Genomic DNA, 24,721 nt, shown 5'->3' on the forward strand with positions numbered 1-24,721 from the left:
TTCACGGTTGCCGCGACCAACGGGGTCAGCCCCGACGCGGTCACGCCCTCCCGCACGATCACGGTGGACCCGGCCCAGGCGCCCGACGGTACCCAGGCCGCCGTCGTCTTCGGCTGGGGACCGGTAGTTGCCGGGGACGAGTTTTCCTACACGGGCGCGCCGAATCCGTTGAAGTGGGGCGTCTACAACAGTCCGGGACATGCGGGCAACGGGATCCGGAGTCCGAACGCCTGGTCCGTGGACGGCAGCGTTGTTACCGTAAGCGGCGACTCGGCGGGCACTACCGGCGGCATGTCAGCCAAGTTTGCCCAGCAGCAATACGGACGCTGGGAAGTCCGGATGAAGACCAGCGCCCGGGATCCGAAATACCACCCAGTCCTGATCCTCTGGCCGAACAACAACACGTCCCCCAACTGTGCGGAGGTTGATTACGCCGAAGGAACTTCCGACACGTCCAGGATCAAGTTCTTCCTGCACTACGCGTGCAGCGGCTCGAACTTCCAGACTCAGACAGCGCAGCCGATCGATACCACGCAGTGGCACAATTACGCGGTCCAGTGGACCCCGTCCGGGATCACCGGCTACATCGACGGCGTGCAATGGTTTACCGACACGGACCCGGCACACCAGCCCACCGTCGGGATGCACCAAACAATCCAGCTGGACTGGTTCCCGGACGGGACCGCCACGCTACCCAGCCAGATGCAGGTCGACTGGATCCGCGTCTACCGCTAGCCCCCGGCTCACCAGGCCAATTGCCATGTTGGGCTGCACGTCGGGCAGGGCGCTTGCGCCTGACGGCCACCTTCGACACGCTGACAGTCACACCATAAGAGTTAGACACTTCCTTGGTTGTCGGCGCTTTGGTCCTAAGCGACTCATCAGCGTTCGAGCCTCACCGCCTCCACGACATCGTCGGCGCGCAGCTCGTGCATGGTGGCCTGCCAGGCCCCGAAACGGCCGTAGTTGCCCGGTTCCAGGATGGTCTCCCAGCCCTGCTCGACTTCGGCCTTCAGGTCCTCCGGCCAGTGCGAGCGGCCCAACCCCCATGATCCTGCCGTCCGGATCCGGACCTCGAAATCGTCGAACACACGATTGAGGCGGGCGTCCAATTCTTCATCGCTTTCGCCTGGAATATCCGGGGCAAGCGGACTCTCGTTCAGAACCTGATGCCAGTCGCTAAAGTGCGAGAGCAGCGCCCGTGCCCGAGCCACCTTGCACGTTAAAAGAACGCCTCCCTCAGAACGCCTGCAGCAGTCCACCAGGTCCTGACGCCTGATCTTGGCCCAGAACCAGAGCGCTCCGTCACCCACGGTGGAGAGCTTCCTAGCCATCTGTTGGAGCATCCAGGCGTAGGCGTCGACGTACAAGGGCTCGGCGAGGGAGTTGTCTGGCACCAGTACGCCGGTCGTCAGCAGGGCGTCCACCGCCTCCTCGGTCTGAATCGTATGAAGCAAGAGCCGGTCTGCGGAGGCGTCGTAGCCGATTCTGCCCTTGGGAACGGCGTCGGCTGCACGGGCTTTTGTGATTGGAAAGGTCGGCACAGGACCATCATCGCTGAGGGCACCGACACTCGAAGGCAAGTGGATCTACAGCCGGCGCCTACATGCAAAGGAAGCGACCGCCGGTCGAGCCCGTCGTGAGCCGAAGCGCTCCTTGGCCCGGTCTCACTTCCGAAAGTCTGAGTTCTCATGAGAGAGTGTGAACTCTTATGAAACGGATCGGTTTTCTGTCCTTCGGCCACTGGGGCGACGTCCCGGGTTCGCGCGTGCGTTCCGCCCGGGACGCGCTCCTGCAGGCGATTGAGCTGGCCGTGGCCGCGGAGGAAGCCGGCGTCGACGGAGCGTTCTTCCGGGTCCATCACTTTGCCGAGCAGCAGGCCTCGCCGTTCCCGCTCCTCGCTGCGATTGCTGCCCGCACCTCTCGGATCGAGATGGGCACCGGAGTCATCGACATGCGGTACGAGAACCCGCTTTATATGGCCGAGGAGGCCGCCGCCGTCGACCTCATCAGCGGCAGCCGCCTGCAGCTGGGGGTCAGTCGGGGTTCGCCCGAATCGGTGCTCGCCGGCTACGAAGCCTTCGGGCACCGCCCGGCGGAGGGCGAGTCCGGCGCCGACATGGCCCGCCGGCACGCCGAGCGCTTCCGGGCCGCCATCTCCGGCGCGGGCATGGCCAGGGGCAATCCGCAGGTCACCGTCCCCAACCAGCTTGGCGTGGACTTCAACGTCCGGCTGCTCGAGTCGATTTCCCGCGAGGTCCGCCCCTCGTTGGGGCAGTGACGCGGGCGCTGGCCCCCAACATTTCGGCCAGAAGCGAGAGCTATTTCCTCGCCGCGTCCTGGGAAACCGAGTGCCGAGCCGTTCCCTGAGTCACGGAATCTTTCGCCACTGAGAGCTGCGGCATCGCGGGGCGGTCGCCCTCGCGCAGCCAGTCGTCGAAGAATGCGTCGAGTTGCTGACCCGAAGCTCTTTCCATGACGGCCTCGAAGTCTTCCGTCGTCGCCGTCGAGTCGTTGTATCGGCTGAGCCACAACCGGGCGCCCGCAAAGAACGCCGCGTCGCCGATCTTCGCGCGCAGCGCGTGGAGGGCCGCCGCACCCCGGACATAGACCTGGCCCACGAACAGGTTGTCGCGGCCCGGGTCAGCGATGTTGAGCGCCCAGCGGTTGTTCGCATCGAGGTACGCCACGGCGTCCGCAAACTGCTCCGGCATCGTCGCCGCGCCTTGGTGCTCAGCCCACAGCCACTCGATGTACGTCGCCCAGCCCTCGTTCAGCCAGATGTCCTTCCAGTCAGACGGGCTCACCGCGTCGCCGAACCACTGATGCCCGAGTTCGTGCACCACCGTGTATTCGTCCGCGGCCTGCGAGTAGACCGGCCGCGTCTGCGTCTCCAACGCGTAGTCGACCGAATCGTCGTCGACAATCGCGCCGAACGCCTCGAAGGGGTACCGCCGGAACAGGCCCTCCAGGAACCCGATCATCTTCGGCTGCAGCGCGAGAGACGCTTTCGTCTGCGCCAGGGCCGCGCCCGTCACGCCCGAATCGATCGCGTTGATGATTGGCAGCCCGTGCGGACCTACCTCGTGGGACAAGGCAAAGTCACCGACGGTCGCCGTCGACAGGTAGCTGGCCATCGGGTCCGAGGCCTTCCACTTCCATGTCGTCCACCCGGCCTTGGTCGCCGGGCGGCCGACGGGCAGCCCGTTCGCCACCGCCGTTTTCCCGGCCGGCACAGTGATGCGGAACGTGTAGGTTGCCTTATCTTCGGGATCGTCGTTCACGGGGTACCAGGTCGCGGCGCCTTCGGGCTCGTTGACCACCATCGCGCCGTCTGCGGTGGTGACCCAGCCATAGAGGGCCCCGGTGGTGTCGAGCGGCTGGCCGGTGATCCCGCCGTACTCGACGACGATCGTCGTCGTCTGTCCCGCCTTGAGCTTTGGCCGCAGGCCGATGGTGAGTTCCCAGATGCGGTTCGCGTCGTCTTGCAGTTGGGACCACTTGGCGGGTTTGCCGTCGACCTGGACCGACGTGACGCCGAGGCCGCGCAGGTCGAAGTTGAGCGACCGCAGGTTCTGCTTCGCGCGGAGGGTGATTGTCGCTACGCCGCTGAGGCGGCCCGTGAGCACCGCGGGATTGGTCGGCGGCGTGTAGCGGAGGGCGAGGTCGTAGTGCAGTACGTCGTACCCGCCGTTGCCGGCGAACGGGAAGTACTCGTCGCCGCTGCCGGGAGCGCCCGCTGAGTAGCGGGACCCGTCGTGGGCGGGGGCGGCCTGCGCCGTCCCGCTGATTGCGCCGACACTGGCGACCACCACCAGCACGACGGCGATCGTTGTACGCCGCATTGCCCAGTTAAACTGCTGCCCAATCATTGGCTTCCTCCCGCCGTCCGCTCGAAGCCGACCTTCGTTCCGTCGACCAAGATTTGGTATCCGATCATCATGGGCCTTTCTCGGGGCCCCGGGGGGTGAGCGTCTCGCCCGCCTGAAATGGCTTCGACTCGACGCCCGAAGAATAACGACCTCGGCCTGGGAAGTAACGACCACGCCCCCAACACAGTTGTGGAATGTCGCCCATAATCCCCACAGCAACTTTGGAAAACCTTGGCACCCATCTCCGGCGACGTGTCACGGCCCACGCCGCGCATCGCAGCCCTCGCCGGGTGGAATCAATCCGTGACCCCTTCGGAGGATTGGCTGGCCGCCGCCCCGCGATGACCCGACCGCTGATGAATTCAGGTTGTCGATCGTGCGAAGGGCGCGGAAGATACTGGCGAGAACCAGGAAGATGCCCCCCAAGATCAGCAGGCCCCCGCACAGCGCGAGGAAGGTGTACAAGTCCTCATCGCTGCGGTATGCCTCGCTGGCTGCCCGTCGCGACACGGCCGGCAGCTTCGGTGCAGGAACTGGACGCAACTATGTACTGAGTGTATAGATGGGGGGGTGAACAACACGCTTGCCCTTCTGGGGCTGCTGGGCCGGGAGCCCAGTTATGGCTATGACCTGAAGCATTCCTATGACCGCTATTTCGGCGTTCAGAAACCCTTGGCATTCGGGCAGGTGTATTCCACGCTGGCCCGAATGTTCCGGGACGAACTGATCATGGCTTTGGGGGAGGAGAGCGGCGGTGGTCCGGACCGCAAGAAGTATGAGATCACCCTTGCCGGCAGGGACAAGGTGCGGCAGTGGCTCTTCACCGCCGACGTGCCCTCCGAGACCATGCAGAGCGAGCTGTTCGCCAAGACCGTGATCGCGTTGCTGCTCGACGACGACGCCGACCGGTTGTTGGATGTGCAGCGCGCGGAGCACATGGCCCGGATGCGCGAACTGACCCGTCTCAAGCGCGACGGCGATCTGCTGCAGGTGCTGCTGTGCGACCACGGCCTCTTCCACATCGAGGCCGACCTGCGCTGGATCGAGCTGACCAGCGCCCGGCTGACCCAACTCAAAAAGGAACTCCAGAGCGCATGAGCACCATCGACACCACTTCACCCATCCTCAGTGCCCGCGGCGTCCACCACGGGTTCGGGCAGACCGAGGCGCTGCGCGGTATCGACGTCGACGTCCACGCCGGCGAAGTGCTCGCCGTCATGGGGCCGTCGGGATCGGGCAAGTCCACCCTGCTGCACTGCCTGGCCGGAATCCTTGCCCCGATCCGCGGCACCGTGGCCTATGCGCCCCGCGGGCAGGCTCCCGTCAATATCAGCGGATTGGGTGAGGCCGAACGGTCCCGGCTGCGGCTGACCGACTTCGGCTTCGTTTTCCAGTTCGGCCAGTTGTTGCCCGAGCTCACGGCGCTGGACAACGTGAGCCTTCCCTTGCTTCTGGGCGGCACCAAACGGGCTGAAGCCCGCCAGCGCTCCAAGGAATTGCTCGAACGACTCGGGCTGGACGGATTCACCGCCAAACTCCCCGGAGAGCTCTCTGGAGGACAGGCCCAGCGTGTGGCCATCGCCCGTGCCCTGGTGACCGCTCCTGCGGTGTTGTTCGCCGATGAACCCACGGGGTCCCTGGATTCCCTGGCGGCCGAGAACGTCCTGACGCTGATGCTGGACCTTGTCCGGGAAGCGGGTACGACCGTGGTGCTTATCACCCATGACGCGCGGACCGCCGCATATGCCGACCGGGAAATAATCGTGCTTGATGGAAGCATCTCCGCTGGCCACCGGGTCGCGGCATGAATCCGGCTGTCCTGAAAATGGCGCTGCTTGGCAGCCGGTCCTCGTGGGGTCGAATGGCCGGCATCGGTGGCGGCGTGGCAATCGGCGTTTGCCTGGTGCTTTTGCTGTGGAGTGCAGCGAACGGGCTGGCCCAGCGGGACGCGCGGGGTGCCTGGCTGCGCGAAATGGGCCAAACCCCGGTCACCGTTCCGCTGGCAGCCGACGGACTCACCGCCAACGGACGTCCGGAGCCGATACCCCTGGCACCGGACAAGATTCTGCTGGGATTCCCGGGGGACATCTTCCGCGACCAGCTCATCAATCACCGCGACATCGCGGCCCTCCCCACAACCACCGTGAAGATTCCAGGCATCGGCGCCCCGCCGGCTCCGGGACAGTACTACGCCTCGCCCGCCCTGCAGCGACTGATCGAATCGACTCCGGCTGAGGAGCTGGGGGACCGGTACGGTCAGTTCGCAGGCGTCATCGACGACTCCGCCCTGCCGGGGCCGGACGCGTTGGTGGTCATCACCGGCGTCTCGGAGGCCCAGCTCCGCCAAGGCCCGGCGGCAATGCTCGTAACGGACTTCACCCCCAATCCCTACGGTGAGAGCGCAAGCTTGTACCGCACGGCGCTGATGGTTGGCGGAATCGCGGTGCTCTTCCCGGTGCTGCTGCTGGTCAGCATTGCGACCGGTCTGGGCGCTGCCCAGCGCCGGGAACGCTTTGCCACCCTTCGCCTCATCGGTGCGTCGCCTCGGCTCATCTCCGGCATGGCAGCCGTGGAGACGGCCATCCCGAGCCTGGCCGGTGCCCTGCTCGGCGTCGTCCTGGCGGTCGTATTCAGGCCGGCCGCAGCCCAGGTCCCCGTCGACGGCACCAGAGTGTTCCTGGCCGATTTCACCTTTGGCGCGGGATTCGCGGGGACCGCAGTCGTGCTCGTGGTGGCGGCCTGCGCGCTGGTCGCCGCCAGGCGTAATGCCAGGACCGGAATTGGCCCGCTCGGAGTCACGCGGGCCATGCACGAGAAAACCCCCACACTGTGGCGGGCCGGACCGTTGCTGGCCGGACTGGCGGGCATGGCCTTCGGGGCCGTGTTGGCCAAGGTCGACACGGACGGCAATCCGTGGACATCTCCGCTGCTGATCGGCGGGTTCGCGCTGACCGCCGTCGGCGTCGTCACCGTTGGCCCATGGCTGACCCGGATGGTCAGCACCATCGGCCTGCACCGGGCGCGCAGCGCCGCCGCAGTCATCGCCGCCAGCCGAATCCGCCAAACCCCCGTTGCCACCTTCCGGTCGGTGTCCGGGCTGGTCATTGCCGCCTTCATGGTCTCTGTCTTCGCCGGGGGAGTCAGCGCTATTGAAACCATAGATGCGCCCGAGGCCCGTCCCGGGCTGCTCCTGCCCACGAGCGTCTACGCGTTGGTGGCGCCCGGTTTCACGCCTGGCCACGTGTCGTCCGTCGCTCAGAACATCCAGGAAGTTGCGGGCATCCGCGACGTCACCGTCGGCTATGCCCGGGCCGCCCTCGGGCGGGGGGAGGACATGGACATCTACATTCCGGCCGAGGATGCCCCATCGCTCGGGTTCCGGGAGACCCTCGCGGAGCAAGTCGCGGCCTTCGATACGTCGTTCTTGAACTCCTGGACCACCACGCCGGTCGCTCTCACGGCCGCGCCCGTCCATAGCTTGGCCGGCCTGGCTCCGGTTGTGTTGGTGGTCGGTACCGACGGGACGGCTGAGGCGCTTGACCGGGCGCGCACCGCATTGAACACATCCGGAGTCACTGCCACGCCTGCCACCTCCCGTGCGGACCTCGCGACGATGGGCAGCACCCGGCTCATCCAGGGCCTGTCGGCCCTTGCCTATCTCGGTGTCTTCGTCGCCGTCGTCATTGCCGGAATTTCGCTGGCTGCGTCCACCGCGGCCGCGATCCTGGACCGAAAACGCGTGCTGGGCCTGATGCGGCTGATGGGCATGCCCGTGGCGGTTCTTCGCAGGGTCATCGTCCGGGAGGCCGCTGTTCCCCTTTTGGCCGTGCTTCTGCTGTCCGTCGGGCTCGGATTCCTCGTGGCATGGCTGATGATCATTTCATTCGGCCGGGGGCGGACCATCACGTGGCCCGGCCCCGAATACTATGCCGCCCTGTCCCTCAGTCTCCTGCTCGCACTGGCCGCAGTGGCAGCTACCTTCGGACTTGTCCGCTCCAACACCGCCATCACGGCCACCCGATCCGAGTGAGATCACAACCTGCTTAGGAGACCTCCCAGGCTTATCCTTCGCAGTCCGTGCAGTAGACCTGGGCGCCCGTCTGCCGGGCGACCTGGGAGCGGTGCCGGACCAGGAAGCAGGAGTAGCAGGTGAACTCGTCGTCGGCCTGCGGGATGACCTGAACGATCAGCTCTTCGGCGATGAACTCGCCGCCCGGGACTCCGGCCCCGTCCAGCCCGTCGGCCTCGTCGAGTTCCTGGACGACGCTGCGGGCGTCCGGTGCGTTAGCGGACTGCAGTGCTTCCAGGGAGTTCTCCTGGGATTCCTTGACGTCCGAGCGGACTTCGTCGTAGTCGGTTGCCACGTGGCTTGTTCTCATTTCTCGAGTGTTGACTAGGCTCAGTGCAACGTACAGCATCCCGCGGTGGTTCCGCAGCCGTGGGCAGAATCAATTCCGCGCGGCGTCAGCGGCAAGGTTTGGGCAGGATTCGCGCACGATCCAAGACCGACCGGTCTTTCCCGTTGTAGAGTGGCTTCACGGTCTTCCGCCCCATTTGCTCCAAGTTTGTATGGCTTCAGGGATCGTGGCCGGTTCCGGGCTCTGCCGGAACGGGAACAAAGGATTAGGCAAATGTCCATCAAGTTGTCGTCCCGTGCGGAACACTCACAGGAGGATCCGCCCGCGGACGCGTGGGAAAGCGAGCCGGAGGGCAGCAGGGTACGGGGGATACGCCTGCAGGCCGCCGAGATCATCGCCGCCGTGCTGTCCGATTCCGCGCCGGGACAGGCCCGTGCACGGGATCAGCTGTGTCGTTTGCTGCAGGCCAACCCGGGCCGACCGGAAGTTGCACTGGCCGCACACCTGATCGCTCTCCGGGAGGAGGCTGCCCGGAGCCGCCGACCCGATCTGACACTCGTCCGGGCGGAAGCCGCGGGTGTCGAAACGCCCACGCAGCCCTCAAGGCCAGGCGCTGGGCGGGCGCCCGCGCTCCGCCCAGGCGCCCGCCAAACCCTCCTGCATCATCGTCCCACTGAACGAGTGCACTATGGCCGCGCGGATCGGGCCGGGCTCGTCCGCTTGTCCGGGGATGCAACTTAGGCGAAACGGAGCAGGCGACCGCGTGTCGATTTGGGCACGCGGCGTGCCGTTGCCGGGGTCAGGCGCTTGAGGTGGCCGGGACGCACACAGAACCACGAAGGTGACCATCCCCATGGCTCGCATTTTCATCACTGGGTCGACCGACGGACTGGGCCTGGCCACCGCCCGGACGCTGTTGAACGAAGGCCACGAGGTCCTGCTGCACGCCCGCACCAGGGCACGAGCGGCCGCTCTCGATGACCTCGCTCCGCAAGCGGCCGGCGTCGTCGTTGGTGACCTCAGCAGTGCCGCCGAAACCCGGGACCTCGCCGAACAGGTCAATGCGCACGGACCGATGGACGCCATCATCCATAACGCCGGCGTTTACCTCGCGTCGGGGCGCGTCGCGACCCCGGAGGGACACTCCCGCACCCTGGCCGTCAATGTTCTCGCCCCCTACCTGCTCACCGCACTCATCGAACGGCCCCACCGCCTGATCTACGTCAGCAGCGGCATGCACCACGGTGCCAGCGGCAACCTCCAGGACATCGATTGGACTGAACGGCGCTGGAACGCCAGCGTGGCCTACGCCGAGAGCAAGCTCCACGTGACCGCGCTCTCCGCCTCCATTGCCCGTCACTGGCCCCACGTGCTCAGCAACTGCGTTGATCCCGGTTGGGTCCCCACCAAGATGGGCGGCGCCGGGGCCCCTGACGACCTCGCCATGGGCCATGACACTCAGAGCTGGCTCGCCGTCAGCGATGACCCGGCCGCCCTGGTCTCCGGCAACTACTGGCACCACCGAAGGATGCGGAAACCTGCACCGGAGGTCACCGACACGGACTTCCAGGACAGGCTCACGGACAAACTCGCCGAACTCACCGGCGTAACGCTTTTCTGAAGTACGGAACGAACAAGCCATGGATCAAGCGGGCCCTCAGGGTTCCTGTCGATTGGCTGCAGCCCGGCTCCGTGGCAACAGGAATCCGACCGCGACAAGCCAGAGGAGTCCGCCGAACCGCCCGATGGGCAGCAGGAACTGGAGCGGTTCGATCACCATGGAGAGGAAGCTCAGCTCGGACAAGGCTGCGATGACGAGGCCTGCCCCGGCCAGCCAGCGCGGCACGAAGCGCAGGATTAGGGCGGGAACGGCGATTCCGGCGACGAGGAGCCCCAGTCCGACGACGAAGGCGACGCCACCGGTGATGAACGCGAGAAACGACAGCGCCTGTGTCAGCGTCACGTCGGTGGTGATTTCCGGGCGGCTCAGGACCCACCCGACGGCGGCCGAGAGCATGAGGAAAACCGAAGCGGTGACCCCGCCAAAGAAACCGATCGCGGGCCCGGGGACGCGCACGCCGAGCCGGAGCTGCCGGGCGTAGACTGTGGCCGAGAAGATACCCAGCGGTACCGCTGAACCGAACTGGAACAAGCTGGCGAACCGCACGGCATCGGGGTTCCCGTGGAAATATGCCGCGACCTGGCCGGCAGGAGCGAACGGTGAGACGAACGCCTGGCCGCCAGTGAGGATCGCGCTGCTGAGCAGGCCGCCGACCGTGAGTCCCAGACTCACTGCCGCCAGAATGCCAGGGTTGGGACCGCCGGAACGTGTCCTTGGAAAGGTGTGGTGGGGGGATAGGTCAGTCATGATCGCTTCTTTCCGATAATTACGTCACAACAAAAATGATTCACCTGTTGAATGATTCTGTCAATAGCGTAATATTGGGGCATGGACTCACCGGATCCGTCGCGGTCGAAGCGAACAGCTTTCCTGCTGTCCCAGCTCGGCGCGCTGGCATCGGCACGCTTCGCAGAGCGCACACGCGAGCTCGGGCTGACCCCGAGCGACGCGGGCGTCCTCCGCCTGCTGGGCCGCACCCCCGGGCTGAGCCAGCGGTCCCTGGCCGACCGCCTGGGGGCGGTGCCGAGCCGGGTCGTCCCACTCATCGACTCGCTGGAAACGCGAGGCCTGGTCACTCGCGAACGCAGCAGCACCGACCGGCGGAACTACGAGCTTCGGCTGACGGACGAGGGCATGAAGGCGCTGGGAAAGCTGCGCGGGATCGCCGAACGGCATGAAGCCGAGCTCCTGGCCCCGCTCACCAGCGAACAGTCGGCGCAGCTGGGGAGCCTGCTCGCCAGGTTGGCCAGCGCCCACGCCCTCGACACGGACCTTCATCGGGACACGACTGTGCAGTGAAGCCACCCGCGGACTGACCCGGGCTGCGAGTTGAGCGCCATCTTTCAGGGGGACGTTGCTTCCGGCAAGCTGTCGCTGCTGGGCTCGACGGCTTGCACTGTTCTACACGCCGCGGGCGGTGGCTCGAGCGGATTCGGAGACGTTCTCGGTCGCGGCCCAGGAGGCGAGGAGCCGGAGCGCTTCGTCGGTACTGCAGCACCGGGCGAACGGCCGACGCGGCGGCGGCCGTGGTCAGCCCCCTCGACTGAGCCCATCCGCGGACATGAGACACGCCCTGCTCACGGCCGGACATGGTCCCGGACCGCGAAGCACACCAGCAGAAATACGTTCCCGGCGCACCCGACGGTGATTATCAATTCTTCGTAGAAACCGCAGTTCTTTTCAGCCGGCGGGCACTGTGGGATCATCTCGATATGGGCGAAAATACTGAACCGCGGGCGACCTTGCCCTCCGGCGCCGAGCGTATGAAGGGCACGCATCACCGCGACGTTGATGGCTACGGAAATCCGATCACTCAACAGCTTCGCATTGTCGGTCAGCGACGCCGCGAAGCCGAAGAAAAGCTCGACCGGCACTTGCAGGAAGCACGCAAGAGTCACTGAGGGCGGCATGGGGCGACGGAAAGGCAGGCGCCCCTAGGGTGCCTGCCTTCCTTTTCCGCGTCCGGACTACTTGACGGCTACGACGTACGGCGAAGCGTCCTCAGGCGTAGCCACGGGCTCCGCCGCGGTTTCGGTCTTGCGCTCCTTGAGGAAGTAGACGAGCGCGGCGGCGATTGTGGATGCAGCGGCGAGGGCGAAGAGCCCCGGTATGACGCTGCCGGTCTGCTCCTTGATGATGCCGAATCCAAACGGGGCCACGAAGCCACCGAGGTTGCCCAGGGAATTGATGATGGCGATGGCCGGCGCCAGGATGATGGGGTGCAGGCCTGACTGGGGGATGGTCCAGAACAACGGTGACGCGCTCTTGAATCCCATGGCGGCGATGGCCAGGAACACGAGGGCCAGTACCGGGGTGGCGACGGCGGCTGCGAGGGTGCCGACCGCGGCGACCAGGAGCGCAGCCACGAGCAGGGGCCGCTTGGATTTGGCTTTGTCCTGCCACTTGGCGGCGAAGTACATGGCGATCACGGCGCAGACCCAGGGGATGGCGGAGAGGAACCCGACGCTCAGGTCCGTGGTCCCGGGGATCTGCTTGACGATGCTGGGCAGCCAGAAGGTGTTGGCGTAGATGGAGAGCTGCACGGAGAAGTAGATGCCGCAGAGCAGGAGAATCTGGGGGTTCAGGAGCATCTTCCAGCGGTTGATCTTCCCGCTCGCGGCGGTGGCGTGCTGGGCGTCCTCGTCCGCAATCGCCGCGGTGAGAGCCAACTTTTCGCCCGCTGTCAGCCATTTGGCGTCCTTGATCTTGGCGTCAAGGATGAAGAACACGGCGATGCCGACCACGACGGAGAGCAATCCTTCGAAACCGAAGAGCCACTGCCAGCCGCGGAGCCCCAGGACGTCGTGGAGGCTGAGCAGCATTCCGGCGATCGGGCCGGAGAGCGCGGCGGCGACCGAGGAACCCGCGATGAAGATCGCCGTTGCCTTGCCCCGCTGCCCGGCAGGCACCCAGCGGGCGAAGTAGAAGATGACGGCGGGGAAGAACCCGGCTTCCGCGGCGCCCAGCAGGAACCGCAGGGCATAGAACATGGTCTCGTTCTGCACGAACACCATCAGAAAGGAGACGATGCCCCAGCTGACCATGATCCGGGCCAGCCAGACCTTGGCGCCGTACCTCTCCATCATCACGTTGCTGGGAAGTTCGAAGATTGCGTACGCGATGAAGAACAGCCCGGCCCCGAACCCGTAGGCGGCAGCGCCGATGCCGACGTCCGCCTGCAGATGCTCCTGGGCGTAGCCGATATTGGACCGGTTGAGCTGGTTGCAGACCAACATGACGAGCATGATAGGCAGCACCCGCTTGAAGAACTTTTTCGTGGCAAAAGCCACGTCCGTGACAGCGTTGTCTACAGACTGCATGGAGAATTTCCTTTGAATTGGCGAAGCTGGTCGGCCGGGCGGGCGGTGATTGTGGCCCTCGCCACAGCGATTCTCCACTTTATTCGGCGCCGGTAATGCCCGTCCAACACATAATTTGCATCGCTGGATACCTTGAGGGACTTGAGGTCCCCGCCGGAGGCCAGAAACCAGGGTCAGCCGTTGCCGGGAGCGGCGGCGCGCAGCCGGCGTCGGGAGTTTGCCAAATGGCTCCGCATTGCAGCCGACGACGACGGTCCGTCGCCCTCCGCGATGGCGGCGACGATTGATTGGTGCTCCTGCACCACCTGATCAAAGTGCTCGCGCGCATAGTGCTCGCCGCCGCCCACCAGCCGGGCGCGGGGCATCGCGATCATGGTCTGCCCCAGGGACGCGAGGCAGTCGGAGTAGAAGGGGTTTCCGGAGGCTGCGGCAATGGCCCGGTGGAACTCGTAGTCAGCTTTCATGGCGTGTGCCGGGTGCGCTGCGCTCTCCATGAAGTCTTCAAATGCCTTCTGCACAGCCTTCAGCTGCCGGTCTGTATGGTTGCGGGCGGCGAGGGAGGCGGCCTCGGACTCCACCGCGATGCGGAACTCCAGCTGCCACAGGCGGTCTTCCAGGCTGGCCACCGGGCGGCTCCCGGCGGACTGCTGCGGTCCGTCCGGTGGCGGGGTCAGCGCAAAGCTGCCCCGCCCACGTTCGGTTTCCACCAGTCCCTCCACCTGCAGCCGGGTCAGGGCCGAGCGGACCACGGTGCGGCTGACGCCGAATTCGCTGATCAGGGTGTTTTCGCTTGGCAGCTTCGCACCCGGCGCAATGACGCCGTCGACGATGCGGCGGCGAAGATCGCTTGCGAGGTCCGCGGTCAGGTTCCGGCTCATGGCTTCAAGGTTACTTGCCGAATTCCACTGACTCTGCGGTCCAGGCGCGTGCCTGCTCGCTGAGGGAAATGCCGAGCCCGGGGCGGTCCGGGACCAGCATCCGGCCGTTCTTGGTTTCGAGACGCTCGTTGAAGAGCGGATCGAGCCAGTCGAAGTGCTCTACCCACGGTTCGCGCGGGTAGGCGGCGGCGAGGTGGAGGTGGATTTCCATGGCGAAGTGCGGGGCAAGGCCGAGTCCGCGCTCGTCGGCCAGGGCGGCGAGGCGCAGGAACTGGGTGATGCCCCCGACGCGCGGCGCATCGGGCTGGATGATGTCACAGCCGTTGGCGTTGATCAGTCCCTTGTGCTCCGCGACCGAGGCCAGCATTTCGCCCGTGGCGATGGGGGTGTCCAGGGCGCGGGCGAGGTCCGCGTGGCCTTCGAAGTCGTAGGCGTCGAGCGGTTCCTCGATCCAGACGAGGTTGAATTCCTCCAGCCGGCGGCCCATCCGCAGGGCGGTGGCGCGGTCCCACTGTTGGTTGGCGTCGACCATGAGGGGAACGTCCCAGCCGATGTGCTCGCGGATGCCGGCGACGCGGCGCAGGTCCTCGGCGGTGTCCGGCAGGCCGACCTTGATCTTGATGCCGCCGATGCCTTCGTCCAGGAGAACGGTGGCGCGGGTCTTGACCTCGTCCAGGGAGGCGTTCAGGAAGCCGCCCGAGGTGTTGTAGGTCTGGACGGAGTCCCGGTAGGAGCCCAGGAACTTGGCCAGCGGCAGGCCGGCGCGCTTGGCCTTGAGGTCGTAGAGCGCGATGTCGATTGCGGCCAACGCCTGGGTGGCCACGCCGGAGCGGCCGACGGAAGCCCCGGCCCACAGCAGCTTGGTGTAGAGCTTGCCGATGTCGTTGGGGTCTTCGCCGATGATGCCCTCGGCAACTTCCTTGGCGTGCGCGTACTGGGCCGGCCCGCCGGCACGCTTGGAGTAGCTGAAGCCGATTCCGCTGTGTCCCTGTTCGGTGGTGATTTCGGCGAAAAGGAACACGACCTCGGTCATCGGCTTCTGGCGTCCGGTGAACACTTTCGCGTCGCTGATCGGGACGGCGAGCGGAAGCCTGGCCGTAGACAGCTTTACGTGGCGGATGAGATCAACGCTGGTCATGGTTCTCCCTGAAGTTCCTGCGAGGCAACTCCGCCCCGCTCAACTTAGGCTACAAGCAAGCTACTTGTATAACAAGTGTTGATTTCCGTGGTTTGCCACAATCAGCCAAGCAGCCAGGCGATGACCAGCAAGGAGCCGGAGCAGAGCAGGGTGGTGCACAGGATGACGTCCCGGGCCACGATCACGCCGCAGCGGTAAGGGGATGCGAAGAGGAAGACGTTCTGGGCCGTGGGCAGCGCCCCCATGATCACGATGGCCAGCAGATGCTGCCCCTCGAGGCCGAAGACGAAGCGGCCCAGGGCCCAGACGATCACCGGCATGCCGGCGATCTTCAGGAAGGTGGCGACGAGCGATTCAGTGCGCCCGTCCCCCTTTTGCAGCGGGGCTTTGCCTGCAAGGGACAGTCCGAAAGCCAGCAGCACCATGGGGACGGCGCCGCCGGCGAGCATGTCGATCGGTTTCAGCAGCAGTTCTGGAACAGTCCAGCCGGTCAGTGCGACCGCTGCGCCCAGGCCGGAGGCGATGATCATGGGGTTGGCGAACGGCTGGAGCAGCAGTTTCTGCCAGGAGATCTTCGACCCCGAGGCGAGGCCCAGCACGGTCAGATAAACCGGCGCCAGGACCAGGATCTGCGCCAACAGGACGGGCGCCACGTGCTGGGCTGTTCCCACGGCGTAGAGGGAGACGGGGATCCCGATGTTGTTGGCGTTCGCGTAGCTGCTGGCCATCGCACCGACGGCTGTCTCCGCCACCGGCCGGCGGAAGAACAGAAAACTCAGCAGGGAATAGAGGAGCCCCACTGCCGCCGCGGAGAGCAGCGCCAGCGGGGCATCCGTTCCGAGCGCAGCCCGGATATCGCTTCCGGCCACCACTGTGAACAGCAGTGCCGGGTTGGTGACGTAAAAGGCGGTGCGGGTCAGGGCGCCCTGGACTTCCGGTCCGAGGATCCGCAGTCGGGCCGTGAGATATCCGACGGCGATGACGGAGGCGACAATTAGTATGCCGGTGAGAACGCCGCCCAAGTTTGGTCCTTCGTGTCAGGTGCCTGCCGCCAGGGGAGCCGGAGGTGGGATTCCTATCGAACAATCCCTATCGAACGAGGCAGGGCCGCTTGGGGTCGAAGGACCAGCCGTCAACGTAGTACTGCATGCCGATGCTGTCGTCGCGGGCATCCAGGCCGTGTTCCAGATACAGCTGGTGGGCCTTGTCCAGGGCGTCGCGGTCCAGCTCGATGCCGAGGCCGGGAGCATCCGGAACCTTGATCGCACCGTCCTTGATCTGCAGCGGGTCCTTGGTGAGCCCCTGGCCGTCCTGCCAGATCCAGTGCGTGTCCAGCGCCGTGATCTCGCCAGGGGCGGCCGCCCCGGTGTGGGTGAACATGGCGAGCGAGATGTCGAAGTGGTTGTTCGAGTGCGATCCCCAGGTCAGCCCGAACTCGGCGCACATCTGCGCCACCCGGACTGAGCCGTGCATGGTCCAGAAATGCGGGTCCGCCAAGGGAATGTCGACGGCGTTGCTGCGGATGGCGTGGGACATTTCGCGCCAGTCGGTGGCGATCATGTTCGTGGCGGTCTTCAGCCCGGTGGCACGGCGGAATTCGGCCATGACCTCGCGTCCGGAGAAGCGGCCTTCCCCGCCGCAGGGGTCTTCGGCGTAGGCCACAACGCCCTGCATGCGTTTGCCCAGGCGGATGGCTTCGTCCAGGAGCCAGGCGCCGTTGGGATCAAGGGTGATCCGGGCCTCCGGGAAACGCTTGGCCAGGGCGGTCACCACGTCCACCTCGGCGTCGCCGGAGAGCACGCCGCCCTTGAGTTTGAAGTCGCTGAACCCGTACCGTTCCTGGGCTGCCTCGGCCAGGGCCACCACGGCTTCGGGCGTCATGGCTTCCTGCCGGCGGAGCTTTTCCCACCGGTCCGCCGGCGCGTCCTCCACCAGGTACGGCAAATCCGTCCGGCCGGGGTCGCCGATGAAGAACAGATAGCCGAGCATCGGCACCGAGCTGCGCTGCTGGCCGTCGCCGAGCAATTCGGCGACCGGAACTCCGAGGAACTGTCCGTGCAGGTCAAGGAGGGCGGATTCGACCGCGGTGACGGCATGGACGGTGGTGCGCAGGTCAAAGGTCTGCAGACCGCGGCCACCGGCGTCGCGGTCGGCGAACTTCGCCGCGACGTCCCGCAGCAGGGAGCGGTAGCGGGCCACAGGCTGGCCGGCCAGGAAGGCGCCGGCCTCCTCGATGGTGGCGCGGATCTTCTCCCCGCCCGGCACTTCGCCGAGGCCGGTGCGGCCGTCCGAATCGGTGATGAGAACGATGTTGCGGGTGAAGAACGGGCCGTGCGCGCCGCTGAGGTTCATCAGCATGCTGTCGTGCCCGGCGACCGGGACCACTTCAACGTGCGCAATGGTGGGCTGCGTGCTCACGCGTTGACCTCTGCTTTCTCTGGTGCTGCCTCTTTTGCCGCAGCGGCTTGAACGACGCCGTCGATCCGGCGGTTCAGCCGCCAGGGGTTTGGGTCCTGCAGCGGCGCCGGGAGCAGTTCCTGCGGCAGGTTCTGGTAGGCGACGGGCCGCAGGAACCGGTTGATCGCCAACGTGCCCACGGAGGTGGTCCGGGTGTCCGATGTGGCGGGGAACGGGCCGCCGTGCACCATGGCGTGGCCTACTTCGACGCCGGTCGGCCAGCCGTTGACAATAATCCGGCCGACCTTCTGCTCCAGTACCGGGATGAGCGGTGCCGCCGCCCGGTAGTCCGACTCGGTCAGCTGCAGGGAGGCCGTGAGCTGGCCTTCGATCCGGTTGACGGCGTGAACGAGTTCCTCGGTGGTTGAGTAACGGATCACCAGGCTGGCGGCGCCGAAGATTTCCTGGTGCAGCACGGGGTTGGACACGAAGTCGGCGACGCCGGTGCCGAAGATGGCGGGGGCCGGGGAGTTCTTCGTCGCCCCTTCGGCGCCCTGCCCGACGACGCTGACGTTCTCGGCGGAGCCCAGGGCTTCGGCGCCGGCGTTCCAGGACCCGGCGATGCCTTCGGTCAGCATGGTCTGCCCGGCGCAGGAGGACACGGCCCGGCCGACGGCGGCGGCAAATTCGTCGCCGGCCGCACCGGCAGGGGCGAACAAGAGGCCGGGGGAGGTGCACAGCTGACCGGAGCTGCCCGTGACGGCCGCAACGTACTGCCGGGCGAGCGCGTCGATTTCTCCGGCGTTGCCGGCGATGGCGCCGGGGAAGACGAAGACCGGGTTGAGCGAGGACATTTCCGCATAGACCGGAATGGGCTCCGGCCGGGCGGCGGCGGTGCGCATCAGGGCGATGCCGGCGGACTGCGAGCCCGTGAATCCGACGGCCTTGATGGCGGGATCGGCGACGAGGGCCTGGCCGATGCTGCTGCCCGGCCCGTAGATCAGCGAGAACACGCCGGGGTGCAGCCCGGTGTCGCGGACGGCCTTGGCGATGGCCTGGCCGACGAGTTCGCCGGTGCCCGGGTGCGCATTGTGGGCCTTGAAGACCACCGGGCACCCGGCGGCGAGAGCCGAGGCCGTGTCGCCGCCCGCCGTCGAGAAGGCGAGCGGGAAGTTGCTGGCACCAAAAACGGCGACGGGACCCAGCGGGATCTGCCGCTGGCGGATGTCGGCGCGCGGCAGGGGAGCGCGGTCCGGCAACGCCGGGTCGATCCGGACGCCGCGGAAGTCACCCTGGCGGACGACGCCGGCGAAGAGCCGGAGCTGGCCGGTGGTGCGCGCGCGCTCGCCCTGGAGCCTTGCGGCCGGCAGCCCGGTCTCGAGGCCAGCGCGGGTGACGAGCTCCTCGCCGATCGCCTCGATGTTTTCGGCGATGGCCTCGAGGAACCGGGCGTGGGTTTCCGGGTCGAGCGTGCTGAAGGAGGGGTAGGCCGCGGCGGCCGCTACGGTGGCGTCGTTCAGCTGTTCTTCGGTGAGCAGCGTGTAGCCGGGTTCGAGCTGGAGGTTGGTGACGGGATTGAAGGCATATGCCGTCTTGCCGTCCCCGGCGACGGCCTGGCCGGCAATGAGTGAGCGTCCGGTGAGTGTCACGGTGCGTCCTCCTAGGAAACGGTGGCGATGAGGGACTTGAGGTCTGCGAGGTCCTGGGGTGCCAGGTTCTGCAGCGGCGGACGGACTCCGCCGGCGGAACGGCCGATCGCGTCGAGGCCGCCCTTGACGATCGAGACGGAGTAGCCCTTTACCCGGTCGCGGATGTCGAGGTACGGGATCACGAACTCATTGAGCTTCTTGTTGACGGCGACCCGGTCTTGATTGCGGACGTCCTGGTAGAAGTCCAGGGCAAACTGGGGCACGAAGTTGTACATGGCGCTGGAGTAGGTGCTCATGCCCAGCTGCAGCAGCGGGAGGGCGAAGGTCTCCGCCGTCGGGAGGCCGCCGAGGTAGAACAGGCGGTCGCCGAGCTTGGCGTAAACGCGGGCGTCGTGCTCGAGGTCGCCGACGCCGTCCTTGAAGCCGATCAGGTTCTCGTGACGGTCGGCCAGCGTGGCGACCGTGGTGTCCTTGTAGATCGCGTTTGCACGGTTGTAGATGATGACGCCGAGGGAGGTGGACCGGCAGATGGCGCTGACGTGTTCGATCAGGCCGCCCTGGTCCGCTTCGGTGAGGTAGGGCGGGAGCAGCAGAATGCCTTCGGCGCCGGCGGCTTCCGCGGCCTGGGCATTTTCGATGGCCTGGGCGGTGGAGCCGCCCGCGGACGCGAGAACCGGGACGATGCTGCCGACTTCCTCGACGGCGGCGCGGACCACGCGCTCGGATTCGACCGGGGTCAGCGAAAAGCCTTCTCCGGTTCCGCCTGCCGCGAAGAGTCCGGCTACGGGAAAGCTGGCCTGCCAGGCGAGGTGCTTGCGGTAGTTTTCCTCATCGAACTGCAGCTGTGCATCGAACGAGGTGACGGGGAAGGAGAGCAGGCCGTCCTTGAGGACGTTCGCCAGTTCCTGGGGTGTGTATTTTGCCACGGTATGGTCCTCCGGGTGAGCGCCGTGATGGGCGCGTGGTGTTGGTTCCTTTTCAGCCTAGGCAGTGGTTCTATGTCTGTCTAAGCCTATTTATGTATGGGCTGATACCCTTTATGCATTGCTGCGATGCGGGGCCAGCTGGCGGGTCTCCGTGAACCTGTCCGTCGTGACCGTCCAGGACCGGGCCTGTTCGCTGATGCTGAATCCCAGGCCAGGGCGCGAAGGCACATACATGTGTCCGCCGCGGATCTCCAGGCGCTCGTCGAAGAGCGGTTCCAGCCAGTCGAAGTGCTCCACCCATGCGTCCAGTTCGTAGGCGGCCGACAGGTGGATATGGATTTCCATCGCAAAGTGCGGCGCCATGGCCATTTTTGCCTGTTCTCCCAGCGCCATGATCCTCAGGAACGGCGTGATGCCTCCGACCCGTGGGGCGTCGGGCTGGATAAAGTCCACGGCGGCACGCCGGATGAGCTCGTAATGGTCGGAGGTACCCGTGAGCATCTCGCCGGTAGCTATGGGCGTCGCGAGCTGGCGGGCGAGTTCGGCGTGGCCGGCGGCATCGTAGGCATCCAGGGGCTCCTCGATCCAAGTCAGTCCATGTTCCTCAAGGGCGAGCCCCATTCGGATTGCCGTGGTGCGGTTCCACTGCTGGTTGGCATCGACCATCAGCGGGACGTTGTCTCCCAGCGCCGACCGGACGGCAGCAACGCGGCTGAGGTCCAGCCGCCGGTCAGGCTGGCCGACCTTGATCTTGATCCCGCCGATCCCGGCGGCAAGGGACGCCTGGGCGTTGGTGATCAACTCATCGATGGGCGTCGAAAGGTAGCCGCCCGAGGTGTTGTAACAGGGAACGGAGTCCCGGTGCGCGCCGAGGAGTTGCGCCAAGGGCAGCCGGGCGCGCTTGGCCTTCAGATCCCACAGGGCCACATCGAAGGCGGCGACCGCCTGCGCGGTGACCCCGCTGCGGCCCACGGACTGGCCCAGCCAAGCCAGTTTGCTCCAGATCCGCTGGACGTCGTTGGGGTTCTCGCCGATCAGTTCAGGAGCGAGTTCCCGGGCGTGGGCGTACAGCGCCGGCGCACCCGCCCGCAGGGCGTAGCTGTAGCCGACGCCTTCGTGGCCCTCCTCGGACGTGATCTCCGCGAACAGGAACGCCACTTCGGAGAGCGGCTTCTGCTTCCCGGTCAGCACCTTGGCGTCACTGGCCGGCTTTAGCAGGGGCAGGATCACCAGGGAAACCTTGACGGAAGTAATGCGGTCATTCACCATCGTGGGGATTCCAGTGCATAGTCGGGGTGGAGGCTTTGCATGTAGCCGGTGTCGTCACGGTTGAGCACGCCGGAGCGCAGGTACTGCTCATGGAGCCGCGCCAGGGCTTCGCGGTCCAGCTCGACGCCGAGCCCCGGCGCGGTGGGAACACCGACAGCTCCGTTGCGGAACACCAGGGGTCCCGGCACGATGACATCCTCGTCGGGTTCCTTCCACGGCCAGTGCGTGTCGCACGCATAGTCAAGGTTGGGGGTGGCCGCCGCGAGGTGGACCATGGCGGCCAGGCTGATGCCCAGGTGCGAGTTGGAGTGCATCGACAGCCCCAAACCGAATGTCTCTGAGATGCCCGCCAGGGCCTGGGACCGCCGGAGGCCGCCCCAGAAGTGGTGGTCCGAGAGGATCACGTCCACGGCCCCGGCTTCGACGGACCCAGGCACGTCGCCAAAGCTGACCACACACATGTTGGTCGCGAGCGGCATGGACACGTTGCGGCGCACTTCCGCCATGCCGGCGAGACCCGGTGTGGGGTCTTCGAGATACTCGAGCACCCCGTCGAGGTCCTTGCCCACACGGATGGAGGTCTCCACGGTCCAGGCGGCATTGGGGTCGATCCGCAGCGGGAGGTCCGGGAACTCGTCCCGGAGTGCCTTGATGGCGGCCACTTCTTCCTCTGGCGGAAATACGCCCGCCTTGAGCTTGAGGGCTGTGAAGCCGTAGTCGTCCACCATCCGGCGGGCCTGCCGGACGATGCCTTCCGGATCCAGCGCCGCTCCCCAGGAGTCTGCCTCGTGGCCGGGGTGCCCGGCCCATTTGTAGAAAAGGTAGCCGCTGAAGGGGATTTCGTCCCGCACAGCGCCGCCCAGCAGGTCGCTCACGGGACGCCCGAGGATTTTTCCCTGGATGTCCAGGGATGCCACATCGAACGGTGAAAGCACCCGGTCCGGTGTGCTGGAGCCGGTGACCATGCCGGACATCCCGTGCCCGCCCACCGTGGTATCGGCGCTCAAGGCCGTGATGACCCGGCGCCGCATGTCGTTGATGTTGAAGACATCCGCCCCGGTCAAGGCCCCCGCGGCCAGCCGTAGGCGCTCCAGGTGCGGGGCATCCCCGTAGGATTCGCCGAGGCCCGAGATTCCGGTGTCGGTGGTGACTTCCACGATGGCCCTCAGCGCAAACGGCTCGTGCACGCCGACTGCATTAAGGAGGGGAGGATCCTTGAATGCCACCGGAGTGATGGTGATCTCCTTGATCCGGTGGGGTCCGGCGGGGCTGGCTGGGTGGTTCACGGCTCTGATACTCCTGGCTTAGTGGTCCGGGGCCCGGCGTGGGCTGCTGGACGGGGGACTGAGGTGGGCTTCAGGACTTTTCGCCGGCTTTGACGGCCAGCACCGGCCGGTCGGCCTGCAGGAGGATCCGCTGGGAGTGGCTCCCGAGGATGAACTTCCCCACCTGCGACCTCCGGCGGAGTCCGATGACGATCAGGGAAGCATCGATCTCATCGGCGATGTCGATAAACTCGTCGGTCAGGTCGTCTGTGTGGCCCGGCTGGCGGATCGACGCCGGGACCCCGGCATCGTGGGCCCGCTTCAGCAGTGCCGCAACCTGGTCGGCGGAGGCGAGGGTGGCGTCTACCGCCGCACCCTTCCGCGGCGAATTGAGAATGACGATGTTTTCGCTCCGCAGCTTGCCTTCGGCGATTCCCGTATCGAGGGCTGCCTCGCCTTCCGGGGTGGGTACATAGCCGATCAAAATAGTCATACCGTTTCCTTTTCCTTTTCCTTGTGCGGTGCCGTGTTCAGTGACCGGTTGGCCCGTGACTTCTTGACTGCTTTCTGCAGCAGGGGCAGAAGTACCACCAGCAGGAACAGGAGCAGGAGAACACCCGAGATGGGACGGGTGACGAAGCCTGCCGGGTCGCCGCCGAACAGGAGCAGGGAGCGCCGCAGGTTCTCTTCGAGCAGCGATCCGAGAACGAAGGCCAGCACCAGCGGGCCCGGCTCAAAGCCGAACTTCTTCATGAGGTACCCGAGGACGCCGAAGGCGATGACCAGCCAGATATCGAAAATGCTGTTGTTGATGGTGTACACACCGATCAAGGTGATGAGGACCGTGATAGGTGCCAGGATTGCGGCGCGGATCCGGAGGATTTTCACGAAGACGCCGACCAGCGGAATGCTCATGATCAGTAGCAGGATGTTGCCGATGTACATCGAGTTGACGACGCCCCAGAAGAGCTCCGGGTTGTCCTGCACGAGCTGCGGTCCGGGGGTGACCCCCTGGATCAGCAGCGCACCGAAGATGATCGCCATGGTGGCATTTGCGGGAATGCCCAGGGTCAGGAGCGGGATGAAGGACGACGTAGCCGCGGCGTTGTTCGCAGTTTCCGGTGCTGCGACACCCTCCACTGCCCCGCGTCCGAACCGCTCGGGGTTTTTGGCGCGCTTCTTCTCCATGGCGTAGGCCGCCAGGGAGGCGATGGTGGCACCGCCGCCGGGCAGGATTCCCAGGAAGAATCCCAGAACCGAGCCCCGGCCGATGGCTCCGGACGATTCCTTGAGGTCCTTTCGCGAGGGCCAGACGTTGGCCACCTTTGCGGGCGCCTGCACCTTGTTGTGGCGTTCCTCCAGGTTGTACAGGATTTCGCCGAGCCCAAAGATGCCCATGGCGATTGGAACGAAGTCCAGACCGTCCGAGAGGGAGAGGCTGCCGAAGGTGAACCGAGACTCCCCGGTGAAGCCATCCCGGCCCACGGTGGCCAGCAGCAGCCCGACGGAAGCGGCGATGATCGATTTGATTTTGCTGCCGTTGCTCACGGTGGCGACCAGCAGGATGCCCAGCATGGCAAGGGCGGTGTACTCCGGCGGCCCGAAACTGAGGGCGAAGCCGGCGACGATCGGCGCCAGGAGCGTCAATCCGATGATGGATACGGTTCCGCCGAAGAAGGAGCCGATGGCCGCTATCCCGAGCGCCGTACCCGCCCGGCCCTGCCGGGCCAGAGCATAGCCGTCAAAGACGGTAACGACAGAGGACGCCTCCCCTGGCAGCCTGAGCAGGACCGAGGTGATGGTGCCGCCGTACTGGGCGCCGTAAAAGATACCGGACAGCATGATGATGGCAGTCACCGGTTCGACGCCGTAGGTCAACGGCAGGAGGATGGCGATGGTCGCCGCGGGGCCGAGGCCGGGGAGAACGCCGATGAGCATCCCGATGACGACGCCGATGAGGCAATACAGCAGATTCGTGGGTTCCAGCACGACGCCGAATCCGTTGAGGACTGGTCCGAAAATGTCCAT

22 protein-coding genes and 1 pseudogene are annotated in these 24,721 nt (G+C 66.0%); 8 read left to right on the plus strand and 15 right to left on the minus strand.

Features of this window, described 5'->3' with window-relative positions; translation table 11 throughout:
• The first annotated feature begins 63 nt into the window (after positions 1-63).
• The gene (locus BLQ10_RS15865) at positions 64-735 is read left to right on the plus strand and encodes a glycoside hydrolase family 16 protein (RefSeq protein WP_254785620.1); all 672 of its coding nucleotides are present in this window, start codon (positions 64-66) and stop codon (positions 733-735) included.
• A 146-nt stretch (positions 736-881) separates the two neighbouring features.
• Here BLQ10_RS15865 and BLQ10_RS15870 read toward each other — a convergent pair whose 3' ends face one another.
• A complete protein-coding gene (locus BLQ10_RS15870) occupies positions 882-1,544 on the minus strand; it encodes a DUF3841 domain-containing protein (RefSeq protein ID WP_175558654.1) in 663 nt (220 codons plus the stop codon).
• Positions 1,545-1,711: 167 nt separating this feature from the next.
• Between BLQ10_RS15870 and BLQ10_RS15875 the strand changes: the two are divergent.
• Positions 1,712-2,191 (plus strand): annotated as a pseudogene (locus BLQ10_RS15875) (LLM class flavin-dependent oxidoreductase); the annotation flags it as partial.
• A 130-nt stretch (positions 2,192-2,321) separates the two neighbouring features.
• On the opposite strand, the gene BLQ10_RS15880 reads toward BLQ10_RS15875, so the two are convergent.
• Complete coding sequence (locus BLQ10_RS15880; protein WP_091563921.1) at positions 2,322-3,845, minus strand: M1 family metallopeptidase; 1,524 nt, start codon at positions 3,843-3,845, stop codon at positions 2,322-2,324.
• A gap of 597 nt (positions 3,846-4,442) precedes the next feature.
• On the opposite strand from BLQ10_RS15880, the gene BLQ10_RS15890 reads away from it, so the two are divergent.
• Genes BLQ10_RS15890 through BLQ10_RS15900 form a run of 3 tightly spaced genes read left to right on the plus strand, consistent with a single transcriptional unit; the run spans position 4,443 to position 7,902 of the window.
• On the plus strand, positions 4,443-4,970 hold the full coding sequence (locus BLQ10_RS15890) for a PadR family transcriptional regulator (protein ID WP_091563712.1): 528 nt from the start codon (positions 4,443-4,445) through the stop codon (positions 4,968-4,970).
• Positions 4,967-5,680 carry an ABC transporter ATP-binding protein gene (locus BLQ10_RS15895; RefSeq protein ID WP_091563714.1) on the plus strand — a complete coding sequence of 238 codons (714 nt, stop codon included), beginning with the start codon at positions 4,967-4,969 and terminating at the stop codon, positions 5,678-5,680. Before BLQ10_RS15890 ends, BLQ10_RS15895 begins: the two co-directional genes overlap by 4 nt.
• Complete coding sequence (locus BLQ10_RS15900; protein ID WP_091563716.1) at positions 5,677-7,902, plus strand: FtsX-like permease family protein; 2,226 nt, start codon at positions 5,677-5,679, stop codon at positions 7,900-7,902. The genes BLQ10_RS15895 and BLQ10_RS15900 overlap by 4 nt, the downstream gene beginning before the upstream one ends.
• 31 nt (positions 7,903-7,933) lie before the next feature.
• Here the strand turns inward: BLQ10_RS15900 and BLQ10_RS15905 are convergent, their stop codons facing one another.
• Positions 7,934-8,236 carry a DUF4193 domain-containing protein gene (locus BLQ10_RS15905; RefSeq protein ID WP_091563718.1) on the minus strand — a complete coding sequence of 101 codons (303 nt, stop codon included), beginning with the start codon at positions 8,234-8,236 and terminating at the stop codon, positions 7,934-7,936.
• A gap of 847 nt (positions 8,237-9,083) precedes the next feature.
• Here BLQ10_RS15905 and BLQ10_RS15915 point away from each other — a divergent pair.
• Complete coding sequence (locus BLQ10_RS15915) at positions 9,084-9,851, plus strand: SDR family NAD(P)-dependent oxidoreductase (RefSeq protein ID WP_091563923.1); 768 nt, start codon at positions 9,084-9,086, stop codon at positions 9,849-9,851.
• A 36-nt stretch (positions 9,852-9,887) separates the two neighbouring features.
• On the opposite strand, the gene BLQ10_RS15920 is transcribed toward BLQ10_RS15915, so the two are convergent.
• Complete coding sequence (locus tag BLQ10_RS15920) at positions 9,888-10,598, minus strand: hypothetical protein (protein WP_091563723.1); 711 nt, start codon at positions 10,596-10,598, stop codon at positions 9,888-9,890.
• A gap of 81 nt (positions 10,599-10,679) precedes the next feature.
• Here BLQ10_RS15920 and BLQ10_RS15925 point away from each other — a divergent pair, with 81 nt between their 5' ends.
• The gene (locus BLQ10_RS15925; RefSeq protein ID WP_091563725.1) at positions 10,680-11,150 is read left to right on the plus strand and encodes a MarR family winged helix-turn-helix transcriptional regulator; all 471 of its coding nucleotides are present in this window, start codon (positions 10,680-10,682) and stop codon (positions 11,148-11,150) included.
• A gap of 290 nt (positions 11,151-11,440) precedes the next feature.
• Positions 11,441-11,752 (plus strand): hypothetical protein, encoded by a 312-nt coding sequence (locus BLQ10_RS22805; protein ID WP_254785606.1) that lies wholly within the window; start codon positions 11,441-11,443, stop codon positions 11,750-11,752.
• A gap of 66 nt (positions 11,753-11,818) precedes the next feature.
• Here BLQ10_RS22805 and BLQ10_RS15935 read toward each other — a convergent pair whose 3' ends face one another.
• The 11 genes from BLQ10_RS15935 to BLQ10_RS15985 form a co-directional block, all read right to left on the minus strand.
• Positions 11,819-13,171, minus strand: coding sequence for an MFS transporter (locus tag BLQ10_RS15935; RefSeq protein WP_254785607.1), 1,353 nt, complete (start codon positions 13,169-13,171; stop codon positions 11,819-11,821).
• A 173-nt stretch (positions 13,172-13,344) separates the two neighbouring features.
• Positions 13,345-14,049 carry a FadR/GntR family transcriptional regulator gene (locus tag BLQ10_RS15940; protein WP_091563727.1) on the minus strand — a complete coding sequence of 235 codons (705 nt, stop codon included), beginning with the start codon at positions 14,047-14,049 and terminating at the stop codon, positions 13,345-13,347.
• 10 nt (positions 14,050-14,059) lie between these two features.
• Entirely contained in the window at positions 14,060-15,187 is a 1,128-nt protein-coding gene (locus tag BLQ10_RS15945; RefSeq protein WP_091563729.1) for an L-talarate/galactarate dehydratase, read from the minus strand.
• Between the two features lie 101 nt (positions 15,188-15,288).
• The gene (locus tag BLQ10_RS15950; RefSeq protein ID WP_091563731.1) at positions 15,289-16,209 is read right to left on the minus strand and encodes an AEC family transporter; all 921 of its coding nucleotides are present in this window, start codon (positions 16,207-16,209) and stop codon (positions 15,289-15,291) included.
• A gap of 67 nt (positions 16,210-16,276) precedes the next feature.
• Positions 16,277-17,605 (minus strand): enolase C-terminal domain-like protein, encoded by a 1,329-nt coding sequence (locus BLQ10_RS15955; protein WP_091563733.1) that lies wholly within the window; start codon positions 17,603-17,605, stop codon positions 16,277-16,279.
• Positions 17,602-19,233 (minus strand): aldehyde dehydrogenase (NADP(+)), encoded by a 1,632-nt coding sequence (locus tag BLQ10_RS15960; protein WP_091563736.1) that lies wholly within the window; start codon positions 19,231-19,233, stop codon positions 17,602-17,604. Before BLQ10_RS15960 ends, BLQ10_RS15955 begins: the two co-directional genes overlap by 4 nt.
• Before the next feature lie 11 nt (positions 19,234-19,244).
• Positions 19,245-20,159, minus strand: a complete 915-nt coding sequence (kdgD, locus tag BLQ10_RS15965; protein ID WP_091563737.1) for a 5-dehydro-4-deoxyglucarate dehydratase — start codon at positions 20,157-20,159, stop codon at positions 19,245-19,247.
• A 111-nt stretch (positions 20,160-20,270) separates the two neighbouring features.
• Complete coding sequence (locus BLQ10_RS15970) at positions 20,271-21,428, minus strand: L-talarate/galactarate dehydratase (RefSeq protein ID WP_091563739.1); 1,158 nt, start codon at positions 21,426-21,428, stop codon at positions 20,271-20,273.
• Positions 21,422-22,714 carry a glucarate dehydratase family protein gene (locus tag BLQ10_RS15975; RefSeq protein ID WP_091563740.1) on the minus strand — a complete coding sequence of 431 codons (1,293 nt, stop codon included), beginning with the start codon at positions 22,712-22,714 and terminating at the stop codon, positions 21,422-21,424. Before BLQ10_RS15975 ends, BLQ10_RS15970 begins: the two co-directional genes overlap by 7 nt.
• 70 nt (positions 22,715-22,784) lie before the next feature.
• A complete protein-coding gene (locus BLQ10_RS15980) occupies positions 22,785-23,186 on the minus strand; it encodes a universal stress protein (RefSeq protein ID WP_091563742.1) in 402 nt (133 codons plus the stop codon).
• Complete coding sequence (locus tag BLQ10_RS15985; protein ID WP_091563743.1) at positions 23,183-24,721, minus strand: tripartite tricarboxylate transporter permease; 1,539 nt, start codon at positions 24,719-24,721, stop codon at positions 23,183-23,185. Before BLQ10_RS15985 ends, BLQ10_RS15980 begins: the two co-directional genes overlap by 4 nt.

The sequence above is a fragment of the Arthrobacter sp. ok362 genome, from assembly GCF_900102785.1.
Classification (GTDB): Bacteria; Actinomycetota; Actinomycetes; order Actinomycetales; family Micrococcaceae; genus Arthrobacter.

Bases quoted from the DNA above. Each gene is read 5' to 3' on its own strand.
- BLQ10_RS15880 (WP_091563921.1), bottom strand. From the start codon at position 3,845: ATGCGGCGTACAACGATCGCCGTCGTGCTGGTGGTGGTCGCCAGTGTC.
- BLQ10_RS15895 (WP_091563714.1), top strand. From the start codon at position 4,967: ATGAGCACCATCGACACCACTTCACCCATCCTCAGTGCCCGCGGCGTC.
- BLQ10_RS15900 (WP_091563716.1), top strand. From the start codon at position 5,677: ATGAATCCGGCTGTCCTGAAAATGGCGCTGCTTGGCAGCCGGTCCTCG.
- BLQ10_RS15915 (WP_091563923.1), top strand. From the start codon at position 9,084: ATGGCTCGCATTTTCATCACTGGGTCGACCGACGGACTGGGCCTGGCC.
- BLQ10_RS15920 (WP_091563723.1), bottom strand. From the start codon at position 10,598: ATGACTGACCTATCCCCCCACCACACCTTTCCAAGGACACGTTCCGGC.
- BLQ10_RS15925 (WP_091563725.1), top strand. From the start codon at position 10,680: ATGGACTCACCGGATCCGTCGCGGTCGAAGCGAACAGCTTTCCTGCTG.
- BLQ10_RS22805 (WP_254785606.1), top strand. From the start codon at position 11,441: ATGGTCCCGGACCGCGAAGCACACCAGCAGAAATACGTTCCCGGCGCA.
- BLQ10_RS15935 (WP_254785607.1), bottom strand. From the start codon at position 13,171: ATGCAGTCTGTAGACAACGCTGTCACGGACGTGGCTTTTGCCACGAAA.
- BLQ10_RS15940 (WP_091563727.1), bottom strand. From the start codon at position 14,049: ATGAGCCGGAACCTGACCGCGGACCTCGCAAGCGATCTTCGCCGCCGC.
- BLQ10_RS15945 (WP_091563729.1), bottom strand. From the start codon at position 15,187: ATGACCAGCGTTGATCTCATCCGCCACGTAAAGCTGTCTACGGCCAGG.
- BLQ10_RS15970 (WP_091563739.1), bottom strand. From the start codon at position 21,428: ATGGTGAATGACCGCATTACTTCCGTCAAGGTTTCCCTGGTGATCCTG.
- BLQ10_RS15980 (WP_091563742.1), bottom strand. From the start codon at position 23,186: ATGACTATTTTGATCGGCTATGTACCCACCCCGGAAGGCGAGGCAGCC.
- BLQ10_RS15985 (WP_091563743.1), bottom strand. From the start codon at position 24,721: ATGGACATTTTCGGACCAGTCCTCAACGGATTCGGCGTCGTGCTGGAA.